At 46.9% G+C, this 15846-nt stretch carries 13 protein-coding genes; 5 read left to right on the forward strand and 8 right to left on the reverse strand.

Going from position 1 to position 15846, the window contains the following annotated elements; genetic code table 11:
* Positions 1–66: 66 nt before the first annotated feature.
* From M1L23_RS00915 to M1L23_RS00925, 3 genes are all read right to left on the reverse strand, one after another.
* Entirely contained in the window at positions 67–1218 is a 1152-nt protein-coding gene (locus M1L23_RS00915; RefSeq protein ID WP_252625088.1) for a cytochrome P450, read from the reverse strand.
* A gap of 42 nt (positions 1219–1260) precedes the next feature.
* Positions 1261–1941, reverse strand: coding sequence for a dienelactone hydrolase family protein (locus M1L23_RS00920; RefSeq protein WP_252625089.1), 681 nt, complete (start codon positions 1939–1941; stop codon positions 1261–1263).
* Positions 1942–2025: 84 nt separating this feature from the next.
* Positions 2026–2247, reverse strand: coding sequence for a hypothetical protein (locus tag M1L23_RS00925; protein ID WP_252625090.1), 222 nt, complete (start codon positions 2245–2247; stop codon positions 2026–2028).
* 86 nt (positions 2248–2333) lie between these two features.
* Here M1L23_RS00925 and M1L23_RS00930 point away from each other — a divergent pair, with 86 nt between their 5' ends.
* Positions 2334–2774: an RrF2 family transcriptional regulator gene (locus M1L23_RS00930; RefSeq protein WP_252625091.1), complete on the forward strand. Its 441-nt coding sequence runs from the start codon at positions 2334–2336 to the stop codon at positions 2772–2774.
* Here the strand turns inward: M1L23_RS00930 and wrbA are convergent.
* Positions 2758–3357 carry an NAD(P)H:quinone oxidoreductase gene (gene wrbA / locus M1L23_RS00935; RefSeq protein WP_252625093.1) on the reverse strand — a complete coding sequence of 200 codons (600 nt, stop codon included), beginning with the start codon at positions 3355–3357 and terminating at the stop codon, positions 2758–2760. The genes M1L23_RS00930 and wrbA overlap by 17 nt on opposite strands.
* Positions 3358–3389: 32 nt before the next feature.
* A complete protein-coding gene (locus M1L23_RS00940) occupies positions 3390–4508 on the reverse strand; it encodes a GNAT family N-acetyltransferase/peptidase C39 family protein (RefSeq protein WP_252625095.1) in 1119 nt (372 codons plus the stop codon).
* 168 nt (positions 4509–4676) lie between these two features.
* Here M1L23_RS00940 and purM point away from each other — a divergent pair, with 168 nt between their 5' ends.
* Both purM and purN read left to right on the forward strand, forming a co-directional pair.
* Positions 4677–5717: a phosphoribosylformylglycinamidine cyclo-ligase gene (gene purM, locus M1L23_RS00945; protein ID WP_252625100.1), complete on the forward strand. Its 1041-nt coding sequence runs from the start codon at positions 4677–4679 to the stop codon at positions 5715–5717.
* Positions 5717–6382: a phosphoribosylglycinamide formyltransferase gene (purN, locus tag M1L23_RS00950; protein WP_252625102.1), complete on the forward strand. Its 666-nt coding sequence runs from the start codon at positions 5717–5719 to the stop codon at positions 6380–6382. Before purM ends, purN begins: the two co-directional genes overlap by 1 nt.
* Before the next feature lie 14 nt (positions 6383–6396).
* Here the strand turns inward: purN and M1L23_RS00955 are convergent, their stop codons facing one another.
* The gene (locus M1L23_RS00955) at positions 6397–7179 is read right to left on the reverse strand and encodes a DUF3108 domain-containing protein (RefSeq protein ID WP_252625103.1); all 783 of its coding nucleotides are present in this window, start codon (positions 7177–7179) and stop codon (positions 6397–6399) included.
* Positions 7180–7359: 180 nt separating this feature from the next.
* Here M1L23_RS00955 and fadE point away from each other — a divergent pair, with 180 nt between their 5' ends.
* Positions 7360–9789 carry an acyl-CoA dehydrogenase FadE gene (gene fadE, locus M1L23_RS00960; protein WP_252625107.1) on the forward strand — a complete coding sequence of 810 codons (2430 nt, stop codon included), beginning with the start codon at positions 7360–7362 and terminating at the stop codon, positions 9787–9789.
* A gap of 80 nt (positions 9790–9869) precedes the next feature.
* Here fadE and M1L23_RS00965 read toward each other — a convergent pair whose 3' ends face one another.
* Positions 9870–10436, reverse strand: coding sequence for a thioesterase family protein (locus M1L23_RS00965; RefSeq protein WP_252625108.1), 567 nt, complete (start codon positions 10434–10436; stop codon positions 9870–9872).
* Positions 10433–11365: an isopenicillin N synthase family dioxygenase gene (locus M1L23_RS00970; RefSeq protein ID WP_252625110.1), complete on the reverse strand. Its 933-nt coding sequence runs from the start codon at positions 11363–11365 to the stop codon at positions 10433–10435. Before M1L23_RS00970 ends, M1L23_RS00965 begins: the two co-directional genes overlap by 4 nt.
* A gap of 365 nt (positions 11366–11730) precedes the next feature.
* On the opposite strand from M1L23_RS00970, the gene M1L23_RS14930 reads away from it, so the two are divergent.
* Positions 11731–15801 (forward strand): S8 family serine peptidase, encoded by a 4071-nt coding sequence (locus tag M1L23_RS14930; protein WP_274707206.1) that lies wholly within the window; start codon positions 11731–11733, stop codon positions 15799–15801.
* Positions 15802–15846 lie beyond the last annotated feature (45 nt).

Raw genomic sequence — 15846 nt, forward strand, 5'->3', positions numbered from 1 at the left:
TACTCTTTCAGCTTTTATAGATCAACAACTTTATATAGCAATATGTACTAAAAGCTTACATTCAAGCTAACTAACCACAATGGGAACAAAGTGATAGCCGCCCACCGGGGCTACTTCGCGCTCAAGCGCAAGATTTGGCGCTTGCTTTATGCTATCAATGCCTTGTAACAATGCCTGTAACGCAATACGCAGTTGCCATGTTGCTAAAGTTCGGCCCGGACACACATGTTTGCCAATACCGTACACTAGGTTATTCGCCGCATGTTGCTTTGGTTTAAAACTATTTTCAGCAAATACTCTGCTGTCACGGTTGGCCGAGGTCCAGTTTAATTTTACCCGTGCGCCTTTGGGAATGTCGCGGCCAGCAATATGCACCGGGCAGGTGGTTACCCGGCGGTTAGAAATAAAAGGGTTGTCTAACCTTAATACCTCATCAATAAATAGCTCAAGCTCTTTATTCGAAGCCTGGCGTAATTGCTGCAACAGTTCAGGGTTATGCGCCTGCTCGGTAATTAAGTAAGCCACTAAAACACCTATACACAGCGCCATAGAACCAAGATCACCACCGGTCCAATTACGTAATATAGACACCAGTTCAGCTTCGCTTAACAAACGCCCATCAATTTTTTCTTGGCATAGTTGTTGGGTTACAGTTAAGGCTTCATTTGCCGTTGGTTCAATGGCTAATACGGAACGAATAATAGTGTCGAAATGTTCCGCCGCAGCGGCTGTTTGTGCCTGCTCTCCGGAACGGGTAGCGGCGTGGTTTTGCTGCATCCATTCTAATAGCTGCGCTTCTAACGCTTGCGGCCAACCAAGCCAAGCAAACTGTGCGCGTACCGCAAATACAGCACCAATGTCGTGTACCGCATCAATAACCGTTCCGCTTCTAGGCAGGCTGCTAACGAGCTCGGCCGCTATACGTTCGAATTCTGGTACAAACGGGGCTAATGCTGCTGGGGTTAAATACTTATCGATAAGCGCTCGATAACGACTATGTTCGTCGCCGTCTAAACCGTTTGGCACTTGCAAATAACGCGACACAGCACTGGAAAAGCGCTCATGGTCAAGCGCTGCAGCTACCACTTCAGCGTGGCGCAGCAGCACCCACTCACCTGCGATATTTTTAACTATGGCATGTTGCGGGCGCAATTCGTCTGTATAAGCTCGTAAGTCGCGGCCAACGGCCGATAAATCATCTGGCATGTGGTCTGTCATCACAACTCCTGCATATTTTACTGAAAGTGCGCCCTAACCCACTTAGTTTAGTTCGGTTTGAAAAAAGCTGAGCATTTTAGCCCAGGCGTCTTGTGCCGACTCTTGGTGAAACACCTCCGGCCGAGTGTTATTAAAAAATGCGTGATCAACACCAGGGTAAATATGTATTTCTACCTCTTTACCTGCCGCTTTTAAATCACTTTCAAGTTGGCGGGCCGCTGCCGGTGGCACCGAGCTATCATTTTCAGCAAAGAAACCCAATACCGGCGCTTGCAGAGTTGCTAAATTTGGCTTTACGTCTGGGTGAATACCGTAGAAGTTAACACAGGCGCCTACCTTATCGTTCGCACAAGCAGCGTAAAGCGACAGCTGGCCGCCCATACAAAAACCAACCGTGCCGACTTTGTTACCTGTGGTTGCTTCATGTTCAAGCAAATAATTAACCGCACCGCGTAAGTCGTTTTCGGTCCGTTCTATATTTATTGCCATCATTAACCGCCCAGCATTATCGGGGCTAGTGGTCGATTCGCCGTGGTATAAGTCGGGTGCTAAGGCTACAAAACCGGCAGCAGCAAAGCGATCACAAATGTCTTTAATATGATCAACTAACCCCCACCACTCTTGCAAAACAATAATGGCCGGACCTTTGCCAGCCGCTGGTGTAGCTAAGTAACCCTGACTCTGGGTGCCATTACTGTTGAATTCAATCATTTGACCATTCATAGGTACACTCCTTAAATTGAGCTTTTACTTATTAATGGTCATTATCTTAGCAGTTAAGAGAAAAACGTGCAGAACTTAGAACTTTTAATGCAGGGCTAAGCCAAGCTCTTTTTGAGCAATTAAACGTAATACATACGACAGCTTGAATAAACCAGCAAACACAATTTGCATCATGTGCATTATGGCTACAAAGCGCAACGGGAAAGCATCACCCCGTATCCAAGCAAGGTACGCCGCGGTTAAAAAGCAAAGCAAAGTAAACACCATAGCGCCGTTAGCGGCAACCAGTAACTTTTTCGGATTCATAAATAGACATTCCTAATGCATGTTTATATTGCGCATTATTAATGTATATTAAGTAGAATTCAACCCTTCGAAGTAGAAAAAAGCATATGCAGTTAAAAAAATACACCGATTATGGCTTACGCGTTCTCATGTACTTGGCTTGCCAGCCTGCCCAAGCCATGACCAGCGTGCGCGTAATTTGCGAGGTGTTCAATATATCGGCCAACCACGTAAACAAAGTGGTGCACCATTTAGCCAAGCTTGAATTAATTGAAACTCGGCGGGGCAAACATGGCGGCTTCATGTTAGCTAAGCCAGTAGAAGCTATTTCACTCGAGTTTGTTGTTCGCCAGTTAGAAGGCGACGAAGAATGGATAGAGTGCCACAGCCCTGCCTGCGTGGCACTACCTGCCTGTACTTTAAACAGTATTATTGGAGAAGGTAAAGCCTTGTTTTATAGGTACTTAAGCAATTTCAGCCTAGCCGATTTAGTTACCAACAACAAAGCAGAGCTGCAACAAATATTTATTACTAATACGCCAGCTTAGCCGCTAACTTGGCAATGTGCTCCCCTTGAAAGCGGGCACCGTCGAGCTCGTTATCACTTGGTAGGCGAGAGTTATCACCCGCAGCTATAGTGGTTGCCCCGTAAGGTGAACCGCCGGTAATTTCGTCCATGCGGGTTTGCCCAGCAAAACTATAGGGTAAACCTGCCACCACAAAACCAAGGTGTAACAGCACCGTGTGAAAACTAAGCAAGGTTGACTCTTGCCCGCCATGCTGAGTGCCGGTAGAAGTAAACACCCCGCCCACTTTGCCAATGAGCTCACCGTTGGCCCATAAGCCACCGCATTGGTCGAGAAAGTTTTTCATTTGTGCCGCCATCATGCCAAAACGTGTGGGCGTGCCAAAAATTATAGCGTCATACTTTTTCAAGTCGGCGGGTTTAGCAATAGCTGCCGGTTGATCGAGCTTATAACCCGACTTCGTGGTAACTGCTTCAGGCACTAATTCGGGTACCCGCATAATGTCAACGTCGGCACCGCCTTTTTGCGCCCCTTCTGCCACGGCCTGCGCCATGGTTTCAATATGTCCGAAACTGGAATAATACAGTACCAATACTTTTGCCATATCTTGTTTCCTTATATTTGAATTGTCCCTAACTATATTGACAGCACCACTGCCGTTCGCAACCGATTCGAACCATAACCAAAGGCGCGCAAAAATGTAGCAGTAGGTACTGGCAAGTATTGCCGTTCTGATTCTGTTTGCCAAGGCAGCAAGTCGTCGTCTGGGTCGTTAATATAAACAAACTCCTCGTCGGCGGCGGTTACTAATACCCAATGGGGCGCTTTCATTTGATCAAACTGGTAGGTACTAATCAGCGTAAGAACTAATTTACCTGCGGCTAAATCTGCCCGTAGTTTGTCAAGATCATAGTCGCCCGTATGCACAGGCACTTTAGCCTTTTTTAGAGTTTCAATGTCGGCCTGTTGAATGCGCTCCATTACCGAGCGCTTTTCTGTATTACGCACCGAATCAAGCATCACAGGCCCTGCCTGGCTCACCCAAAGTTCAACCTTTAGGCCGCGTTTTATAGCGGCTCGGGCAAGCCCGTGAGGGCCACAACCACCATGGCCTGAAGTCATAAATATGGTGGTGGCTTCACGCCAAATTTCAAGTTCTTCAAAGTCTGGATGGCGTAAAGGCAACTTAAAGTACGCCAACGCCATAAGTAAACAGGCGGGGCCGCAAGTAAAGTCGGTGCTTTGCGCCACATAAGGCACTAACCGTGGTACTTGCGAAGAATTAAAGAAGTGTAACTGCTTTTGCAGTACTAACGCGTCCGACTTGTCGTCGAAGTACGCAGTTTTTAGTCCAAGTTGAACATAGCCACGCTGGCGAAAGAATGCTAAACCGTCGTTGTCGGCGGCAGGCACTTCTAACCGTAAAAATAACGCATGGGCCTCGCGGGCTTGGTTTTCTGCATAGGCTAATAATTCAGAGCCTAAACCTTGCCGTTGCCAATCGGGATCAACCGCTAATGAGTATAAACGTGCCAGCTTGGTGGCTTTACGATACAACAGAATAGCGTAACCAACACACAGCCAGCTGGCTTCTTCAGCCACTTCTAAAGCAAATAGCTCGGCTTGCTCATGTTGTATAAAACGCCGAAAGCTACGCCGGCTAATCGTATCGTAAGGCGCTCCACGCTGATTAATAGACTGGAGCGCAACAAGATGGTCTTTATGTGCGGGAACAATGCGTCGAATGGTAGTCATAACAATGCCTAGCGGCGTGAAAACTGTTATATTGGACGCCATAAATAGGCGCTGTGCAACAGCTTTCGGAAAATATATTCGCTTTGCCATTCAAGCTTGCGCCTACTGCTGCTAAAATACCCACCCGACAAAGCCACCCTGCCTGCGAAGGCGAATTGAGGACTTCTCGTGAGCGAACAAAAACCGTCGTTAAGTTATAAAGATGCTGGCGTTGATATTGACGCTGGTAATGCCCTTGTGGAGCGTATAAAACAAGTAACCCGCCGCACCCACCGCCCTGAAGTAATGGGCAGTATTGGTGGTTTTGGTGCCTTATTCGAACTACCTACAGGCTATAAACAGCCCGTTTTAGTTTCTGGTACCGACGGCGTGGGTACTAAACTACGCCTTGCCATTGACCTGAAACAACACGACACCGTAGGTATCGACTTAGTTGCCATGTGTGTGAACGACCTGATTGTACAAGGTGGCGAGCCTTTATTTTTTCTCGACTATTATGCCACCGGCAAACTAAACGTTGACGTTGCCGCCGCTGTAGTAAGCGGTATTGGCGAAGGCTGTGTTCAAGCTGGCTGCGCCTTAATTGGTGGTGAAACAGCCGAAATGCCAGGCATGTATGAAGGCGACGACTACGACCTAGCCGGTTTTTGTGTAGGTATAGTAGAAAAAAGCGAAATTATTGACGGCAGCAAAGTAAAAGCCGGCGATGCGTTAATTGCCGTTGCTTCAAGTGGCCCCCACTCAAATGGCTATTCGCTTATTCGTAAAGTAATCGAAGTAAGCAACGCCGACGTTAATGGCAATTTAAATGGCAAGCCTTTGTGGCAACATTTAATGGCCCCTACGCGCATTTATGTAAAACCAATTTTAGAACTTATAAAACAACTTCCAGTGCATGCCATTTCGCATATTACCGGTGGTGGCTTCCAAGAAAATATTCCCCGCGTACTACCTGAAGGTACCAAAGCCGTGGTAAACCGCAGTAGCTGGACTTGGCCCGACGTGTTTGGTTGGATTCAAGACAACGGCAATATTGCCCGCGACGAAATGTTCCGTACTTTTAACTGTGGTGTTGGCTTAGTAATAGCTGTACCCGCCGACCGAGCTGAAGAAACCGTCGCCTTTTTAAATAATGCTGGAGAACAAGCTTGGGTGTTAGGTCATATTGCCAACAAAGCAAACGATGAAGCGCGAGTGGAATTTGTTTAATGAGCCTAATTGCTAGCCAAAACAAGCGCATTGTTATTCTTGTTTCAGGCTCGGGTACCAATATGCTTAATATTGCCGAGCAATGCGCAGAACAGCGTGTGGCCGGTAAGGTTGTGGCGGTTATCGCCAATAAAGCCGACGCCAGTGGCATAGCCAAAGCCGCTGAGCTCGGCCTTGAAACTGCGGTGTTAGCCCACCGCAACTTCACTAGCCGCGAAGCCTACGACCAAGCCCTAGCTGAATTAGTAACAAGCTATCAGCCCGACGTTGTGGTGTTAGCCGGTTTTATGCGTATTTTAACCGCCGAGTTTGTGCAGCCGTTTCAAGGCCGCTTGCTCAACATACACCCGTCGTTACTGCCTAAATATAAAGGTCTGCATACCCACGAGCGCGCCCTAGCTAATGGCGACACAGAACATGGAGTGAGTGTGCACTTTGTTACTGAAGAGCTCGACGGTGGCCCGGTTATTTTACAAGCAAAAATACCCATTTTCGACGGCGACACCATAGACGACTTGCAACAGCGCGTGCACGAGCAAGAGTATCGAATTTATCCGTTGGTGGTAAATTGGTTGTGTAACGAGCGTTTGCGCTTGACCGCTGCTGGTGCTGAACTAGACGGCCAATTACTTGGGCCTTCTGGCTACGCAGCAGAAGACGAGTAAAGGATATATAAAGCTTAATTATATTCGAGTGTGCGAAGCATTAGCTTCGCCTGCTCTTTCCCTTCTTTCAATTGCTGCATTTGCACTAAACTGTAGTTATGCAGTGGCGAAAACCAAAAATAAGTTTCACGGCGATCTGTTTCCCGTACCCGCATCACCCGTATAGTGTCCATAGTTCCATAAGGCACCTGCACGGTTTCATAACCCATGCTACGAAATGTGTACTCGGTGTTACGACCACGTTCGTCAATAAGCTGGTATGTCCATTCAGCGCCTATTCCTGAATTACTGCCTGCAACATCTATTTGTAGCTGATGCAATACTGCGTTTGAATCTAGCAGCCCTTCTTTCCATTCTGCTTCAAGTGAACTATCCGCCTGCTGCACTAACTTTTTATTCGCATAATCAAAAACAACCGCAAAAAACTGACCAGAGCCCGTACCGGTGCGGTTATATTGAAACGCCAATGGCACCACCCTATCGCCAACAATGCGAAAGTTGGTTTCATGGGCCCTGCGATCAGAAAATATCAGCAACGACGCATCGGTAAAGGTTTGGTAAGTCCAAGTGCCATCTACTGCTGCAGTTAACGTGCGGCCGGCATTACCATGGGTACGGCCACGGCGCGATAAAATGTAGTCTGCATGATAAGGCCGCGTCAATTTTGCTGCTCGCTGTGCATTTACTGAAATATTAGCTTGATTGTTTTCAGCCTGCGCAATAACTGCACCGCTACAGGCTATACCTAAACTAAGAAGCGCATTTAGAGTAACTACTCTATACCACTTATGCTGCATGTGTATTCCTTTGGTTATCGTTGCTTATGTGCAAGTTCAGGCTAGTAAGCTTGCCATAGCACCATTGATAAACATAGACACTTATTATTAGCACCAGTTCCCTACACAAAACTTGCAAAACTATACTTTTTGTTCTACCTTGCAGGCTACTGGTCAGACCTCGAATTCAGGAGTAATAAAATGAGTGTCATTATCTGGTGTGTTGCCACATTAATTGTTTTAGCTGTACTTATTTACCATCGTGTTTCATTAATTTCTTTTGCTATAGGTACTGCCCTTATGCTGGCTATTGGTACCGCGTTGGAATTCTTTCACTGGGTTCCGTGGGTTATAGCTGGCGTTATTTTATTGCCTTTGTTACTTACGCCAATCCGTAAGTCGGTTATTACTGCCCCTATTCTGAATGTATTCCGCAAAATTATGCCGGAAATGTCTGAAACAGAAAGTGATGCCCTGGAAGCAGGTACCGTGTGGTGGGACGGCGAAGTATTTCGCGGCAACCCAAACTGGAAAAAGCTGCATAACATTCCAGCACCTCGCTTAACGGAAGAAGAACAAGCCTTTTTAGACGGCCCTTGTGAAGAAGTATGTAAAATGACCAGCGACTGGGAAGCAACCCACGAGCTGGCCGACTTACCTGCAAACGTTTGGCAGTACTTAAAAGACAACAAGTTTTTCGCCATGATCATTAAAAAAGAATATGGCGGTTTAGAATTCTCAGCCTATGCTCAGTCACGGGTGTTACAAAAAATTGCTGGCCACTCTACTATTTTAGCCACCACCGTTGGTGTGCCTAACTCATTAGGCCCAGGTGAACTGCTACAACTATATGGTACCGAAGAGCAGAAAAACTATTACTTGCCCCGTTTAGCCGTTGGTGAAGAAATTCCTTGTTTTGCTTTAACCAGCCCTGAAGCCGGCTCAGACGCAGGCTCTATTCCCGACACCGGTATTGTGTGTAAAGGCGAATGGGAAGGGAAAGAGATCATTGGTATAAAACTGAACTTCAGCAAGCGCTACATTACCCTTGCCCCGGTGGCTACGGTTATTGGCCTAGCCTTTAAAATGTACGACCCCGACAAACTCATTGGCGATAAAGAAGACATTGGCATTACCTCTGCCCTGTTACCACGCAATATTGCTGGTATGGACATTGGCCGTCATCACTTACCGCTAAACGTACCCTTTAATAATGGTCCTATTTTCGGCAAAGACGTATTTATACCGCTCGACTTCATTATTGGTGGTGTCGACATGGCCGGTAAAGGCTGGCGGATGTTGGTTGAATGTTTATCGGTAGGGCGTTCTATTACCTTACCTTCAACCAGTGCCGGTGGCGCTAAGTCGCTTGCTCTTGTTACCGGTGCCTACTCGCGCATTCGTCGCCAGTTCAAAATTCCAATTGGTAAAATGGAAGGTATCGAAGAAGCCATGGCACGCATTGGTGGTAACGCTTACCTAATGGACTCGGTAACCAAAATGTCGACCACGGGTATCGACTTAGGTGAAAAGCCTTCGGTTATTTCAGCTATTGCGAAATACCACATGACCGAAAAGCTGCGGGAAATTATGGACGACGCCATGGACATTCATGGTGGCAAAGGCATTTGCTTAGGCCCGAATAACTATTTAGGCCGTGGTTATCAAGGTGTACCTGTTGCCATTACGGTTGAAGGCGCCAACATATTAACCCGTAACCTAATGATTTACGGCCAGGGTGCAATTCGTTGCCATCCATTTGTATTAGAAGAAATGAAGTCTGCTCACTTAGATGACAAAAAAGAAGGTTTACGTCGTTTCGATAAAGCTTTGTTTGGTCATATTGGTTTCGCTTTTAGCAACTACCTGCGCTCGGTTTGGTATGGCTTAGGCGGTTATTGCTTCATTAGTGCACCGGTGAAAGGCAGCACCGCGAAGTATTACAAACAAATGACACGCTTTAGTAGCAATTTAGCCTTGCTTTCCGACGTGGCCATGGGCGTATACGGCGGCGACCTTAAACGTAAAGAGCGTGTATCTGCTCGGTTAGGCGACATGCTTAGCTACTTGTATATTGGCTCGGCCATATTAAAGCGTTTCGAAGACGAAGGTCGTCAGCAAGGCGACTTACCGTTTGTACATTGGGCTATGCAAGACACTCTTTACAAACTACAAGAAAGCCAACTGGCGCTATTAGAAAACTTCTCGCCGGTGGGCGGTTTCATGAAGTTAATTATGTTCCCCTTCGGTCGCTTTGTGAAAGCCCCTTCCGACTTGCTCGATCACCAAATATCGCGCATTTTAATGGAGCCGAACGAAGTTCGCTCGCGTTTAGGTGAAGGCCAGTTCCTTTCTTCAGAAGGTTCGTTTGGTTACCTTGAAGGTGTATTAAAAGACATCGTTGCTTCCGAGGCATTGCATGCCAAGGTAGTAAAAGCGTCTGGCGAGCGTATGCCTTTTATTTACTTAGACAAAATAGCGGCTAAAGGCAAAGAGCTCGGTGTACTCTCCGATGCAGAAATAGCTTTACTAGAGCGCGCTGAACAAGGCCGTATTAAAGTCATTAGTGTGGATAACTTTGACATTGAATACATTAAGGCCGGTGTTAAAGGTAAAGATAGCGCTGCGTAGTATTAGCTAATTTTATTTAGTGCAATAAATAAAAACCGCTCCTAGGAGCGGTTTTTTATCTCTGTTCACTAGCGTTTCACTTAGTTAGCGGCTTCTTGCGCTGCCCGCTCTTGCCGTGACTGCGCAGACAATTCAGCTAAGCTATTTGCCCAGCTTTGTACCCAATCGGGTAATTCTGGTTGCTCAATATGACCATTACCCGTGGCATCTAATAACTCTTGGGGTGCTAAGCCACCGGTTTTCTTATTCCAGAACATACCCCGTATCACTACAATAGCCGCCACGCGGTTTTTATTATCAAGAATTTTATGCTCTATATAAGCCCACTTATGGTCCCAACCCAATAGCCGAGACTCTACATAGAATCGGTCAAAGGCTTTTAATTGGCGAATAAATCGTGCCGTTACGTCGCCAACCACTGGAATACACTTTCGTACCCGCGCAACTTTAAAGCTACCGGTACGAATAAACCAGTCCATACGGCCTAAGTCAGCAAAAGTCAGATAACGGCCGTTATTTACATGCATGTTTAAGTCTAAATCATTCGGCAACGCTCGTGATTGCACCCGTAGCGTTGCCAGGGGGTGGCAACGCGGCTCGCGCCAGCGCTTCAGTAAAAGCCAAATTAAACGGCCAAGCAAACTCATTTAATTAACCCTATTTCACGTAACCGTTCCATTAAGTAATCGTTGGCAGAAATGGGCTCATGCTGTTTCGGGTTCTCAGCCGACACACAGCTTTCAAGCGCTTCGATTATAACGTTGGAGTTAAAGTGTAAAAAGAACGGAATAGAATAACGGCTTTTACTATTAAAGGGTGCCGGTGGATTCACCACCCGGTGTGTGGTTGAAGGCAATACACCATTAGTTAAGCGTTGTAACATGTCGCCCACATTACAAATAATAGCCCCTTCTAAAATAGTTACTGGAATCCAAGCGCCGCTTTTGGCCAATACTTCCAGCCCAGGCTCGCGCGAGCCTATGAGTAGCGTAATTACGTTAATGTCTTCATGGGCTGCAGCCCGAACCGAAGGCGTACCCTCATCAATAATAGGCGGATAATGCAACGGTCGTAAAATCGAGTTACCCATGTTGGTACGAGTTTTAAAATAGTCACGGGGCTGCTGTAAATATACTGCAATGCCTTCAAGCACCCGGCTACCTAGCTCGTCTAGGGCTGCATATAAGCTCAGCATTTGGGTTTTAAATTCAGGTAGTTCTTGTGGCCACACATTGGGCTTTAATGCTGCATCGCTTGGCGTTCCTTCCACTTCTCGTCCCACATGCCAAAATTCTTTTAAGTCTACGTGCTTGGCATCTTTTGCTATTTCCGTACCAAATGGCGTATAGCCGCGCGCACCGCCACCACCTGCTTGGTGATATTGCTGCTTAGTTTCGGCGGGTAAAGCAAACAATTGCGCGGTAATATCCAGAGCCTGATGAATTTGCTCAGCGGCAACACCGTGGTTAGTTAAAGCAACAAAGCCATTGCCTTCATAACCTTCGCCAAGAGTTTGCACAAACAATTCGAAATCTTGCTCATAAAGAGCCACATCTACATGGGGAATAGAACTCATTTTTTGATAACCCTTAAACGTTTTAATTAACCCTTTGATCCTATACGTACCACGCCTTAGGTACAAGGTTAGACCACTGACAATAAAAACTTTTACTGTGCTCAACAACACCACAAGCCTAGTTCAAACCAACCCCTTCAATTGTTACTAAATGTTACAAATGTAAATTGTTATTATGCAAAAAACCTATAGCCAATGCCGCACAGACCCAAATTTAAGCCAACAACTCCCATACAAAAAATGTCATTAGTCCTTCCATTCAAGCCTTTCAACGGCTATATTCAAGACTCGCTTTGCGCCCACTACAGGTGCAAAACAAAAAGCATAACAAATGCGATATCTAATCTTTGAAGGAAGGATAGAGAATGAAAAGCATTAAGACGAGTTCACCTAAACTTAGTCTTGTGGCAACTCTTGTAGCTTCAGCACTTTCATTTGGTGTTTCTGCAAATACGTTGACCCCAGTACAGGCTGAGTTAACCGCCACGCTTGTTGAGCGCGGTAGTTCAGAACAAAAAGTCACGCGATTAGCGCAACAGCAGTTCCCAACATATTATATTGTTGAGTTACACGATGCGCCCGTTGCAACTTATAAAGGCGGTGTAGCCGGCTATGCAGCAACACACCGTAGTGCATCTGACTCAGCTCGACTAGACTCTAAGTCGAACGAAGCACAGTCCTATGCATCCTACTTAAACGAGCGCCAAACAGAATTATTTAGCGCGCTTTCGCAAAAGTACCCACAGTTGCAAGTTGAGCGTAGCCTCAATGTGCTCATGAATGGTCTTATCGTTTCACACCCAGGTGAAGTTGACCTGAAGGCCGAACTACAAGCAACGCCTGGTGTTAAGCGCGTATACGAACATGAAATGTTCTATGCTCAAACAGACACGTCGCTTGACCTTATTGGCGCCCCAGAAGTTTGGGAAGCCATTGGTGGTAGCGCTGGCCGCGACCGTGCTGGTGAAGGCGTAAAAGTAGCTATCATCGACGGTGGTATTCGCGCTGAACACGCCATGTTCCAAAGTAATGGTCATGTGCGCCCTGAAGGGTTACCGAACGACGACTACTGTTCATTAATAGAAGCTAGCTTCTGTAACGACAAGCTTGTATTAGCTCGTTATTACACCCCTACTTTTGCTGTTCACCCAGACGAAAATATTAGCCCACTCGACCTTGGTGGCCACGGTACGCACGTAGCGGGTACAGCTGTTGGTAACCCGGTAGCTGCTAACTTCCAAGGTGTCGACGTTAACATTTCTGGTGTTGCCCCAGGCGCAAGCTTAATGGTGTACAAAGCACTATTTAGAACCCCAACAAGTCCAGGTGGTGGTTCTAATATCATGCTAATTTCAGCACTAGAAGACGCCGTTGCTGACGGTGCTCATGTAGTGAATAACTCATGGGGTGGCGGTGGCGGTGCAGCAGATCCTGCTGGCAGCCCTTACACAACAGTTATTGCCGCAGCTGAAGAAGCCGGTGTACTAATGGTTACCTCTGCGGGTAACTCAGGCCCTGGCAGCACTACTATTGGTTGCCCAGCCTGTGCTGAGTCTGGCTTAGCGGTAGCAAATACCCAAACCGGTCGCTTTTTTGCCGACTTCACTACTACAGCACCCGGCCTAGACGGCGTACCTTCTATTATGGGTAGTGGTGACTTCGAATGGCCAACTGATCCTGAAGTAGAAGAAAATGCACCACGCATTGCTATTACTGCAGAAATCAACTTCTCGGCAGCCGTAGACGAAAATAACGTTGAAGGTTGTAATGCTTTTGCAGCCGACAGCTTTAAAGACCAAATCGCGGTTATTCCTCGTGGTAGCTGTGCATTTACTGATAAAGCCAACAACGCACAAGCCGCTGGTGCGGTTGCTATGATCCTTTATGATAACGCCGCAACTGGCATTATCTCCATGTCTATGCCTGGTGCAAGCTTACCTTCAGTAGCAATCTCGAAGGAAAATGGCGCAACTATGTTCGCTAGCTGGCAAGAAGGCGACACAGCAACAATTTCACCAGAACCAACAACTTTTGTTGACGAAGCTTCAACTGATATTATGTCAGCATCAAGCTCGCGCGGTCCAAATGGCAACGCTAGCTACCTGAAGCCAGACCTAGCTGCTCCTGGCACTAGCATTTTGTCGGCCTATGTTCCAAACGACGGCGACGATGGCTACGGTGCACTTTCTGGTACTAGTATGGCAAGCCCGCACGTAGCAGGTGCTGCCGCGTTGGTACGTCAACTCAACCCGGGTTTAGACGCTAAACAGGTGAAATCAGTACTAATGAGCTCAACCAGCTCAGGTGTGCGGATGGAAGACGCCACTACTTTAGCAGGCCCGTTCGAACGTGGTGCAGGCCGCTTAAATGTTGCTAATGCAATTAAAACAGCAATTACCTTCGACACTGCTTCTATTGCTTCTGTAGGTTGTGTTATTAGCTGCGAATTCGACCGCACTATAACTAACTTGCTCGACTCTGAAGGCACTTGGAATGGTACTGTTAACTTTACTACACCAGGCGTACACGGCACTTTAAGCGAAACGAGTATTACTCTAGACGCTGAAGGTGAAGCCAGCTTTACCCTAGCGGTAGATGTTACTTATGCCGAGCCAGGTTGGGCATTCGGTGAAGTACTATGGAGCGACGCTTCAGGCCAGTTCGCAGACGCGCGTATGCCGATTGCACTAGTTGCTCAGCACACCGCCGACGCACAGGTAATCTCTACTGTTGTAGCAGACGCTGCTAACCTAACCACCGCAACCCCAGCTACCGTTAAGTCGCGTGTTGGTAATAGCGGTAGTTCGTTACCAGTAAGCTTTACTATGCTGATTCCAGAAGGCACCACCTTGGATGAAAGCTCAATAGTAAGCAATGGCTTAAATGCCTCACAAGTAGGCTTTAGCATAGCGCAAAACAAGCAGTCGATGACATGGGCTGGTACTCTAACCGATAGCGCAGGTAATATTACCTTAGCTAACAATCCGTTCCCGTATGCAGGCTGGTCGTTAACTGATATTCCTGTAAACAACGCAGTTATTCCTTGCGACGCTGGTTGTGACGAAGTTGTATATAGCTTCCCAATTGGTAACTATGGTGGCTTTACTTATGATGGTAACTTTGTAGGCACCATTCGCTTTAGCGAAAACGGTATGATTAGTGCAGCTGCACAAACCTTCGGCCTGTCATACCTAAACCAAAACATGCCAAGCCCAGTAGCACCTAACGGTGTACTAGCTCCGTTCTGGTCTGACTTTGAAGTTGGTGGTGATGCCGGCGGCTCTATCCTCTACAATATTTTAAGTGATGGCGTAGATGATTGGTTTGTTATCGAATGGAATGATGTTGCACAATGGGGTGATACCTCGGGTAAACGCTTTACCTTCTCAATCTGGATAGCCTTAGAAACAGATCGAGTATATTTCAACTACATTGACATGCCAGCTGTTCTTGGTTACGGCAGTGTTGGGTTCGAAGATGTACTTGGACAGGTTGGCTATACTTCATACTTTGATGGTTCAGGACAAGCGCCTGTTTCAAACCAAGCTCGCCAAGTTGTGTTCCAGCGCGGTGTGAAAGGTTTCATGGAGTTTGAATATGACGTAACGCCAAACAATATTGGTCAAGCCAGTAATGTTACTGCGGCGGTTATTGAAAACGAAACCATTGAAATCGACTTAAGCGAAAGCTTTAACTTAGGTTTCACCACCACGTCAAACACCCGCTTAACAGCTGAAGGCAACACCTGGACCGCTGTACAGCCAATGACCTTTAAGGCTGAAGGTGAAGGTTCTATTGAAATTGTTACTGCACCAGCAAACGGTACGGTAGCACCAGTAGTAACCGACCCAGAAGAGCCTGTAGAGCCAGTTGAGCCAACTGCAATGGGCGTAGCTGCACAGTCGCTCGTGTTTGTATACACACCTGAAGCAGACTTTGTAGGCGAAGACAGCTTTACTTACCGTGTGGTAGACGCCAATGGCGCTGCTACAACAACAGGTACAGTAACTGTTATGGTGGCCGAAGCTAATGTTGCTCCAGTTGCGGCAGTAACTGGTGGTGGCGGTAAAGCTGCTGCTGGTACAACGGTTACTTTAAGCGCTGCTTCAAGTACCGACGCCAATGACGACGAGCTAAGCTTTAGCTGGACACAAACAGCTGGACCTTCAGTAACTATTAACAATGCCAACACTGCAGAAATGTCTTTTGTTGCGCCTACACTATCAGCACAAGCTACACTTACTTTCGAAGTAACTGTGTCTGACGGTGAGCTCAGCGACACGGCATCTGCTTCGGTAACTGTTGAAGCTAAAGTTGAAGAAGAAGCTCCTAAGAAGAAGAGTAAAAAGTGGTACGAAGGTAGCTTCGGAATTTTCGCAGCACTTCTAGCCTTACCTCTTGTGTTTGTTCGTCGTCGTCGTAAACTAAACGTTTAAACGACCGTTCAACACCTTTAACGAAGGGGCCTTGCGGGGCCCCTT

This window comes from Aliidiomarina quisquiliarum (assembly GCF_023922585.1).
Taxonomy (GTDB): domain Bacteria; phylum Pseudomonadota; class Gammaproteobacteria; order Enterobacterales; family Alteromonadaceae; genus Aliidiomarina; species Aliidiomarina quisquiliarum.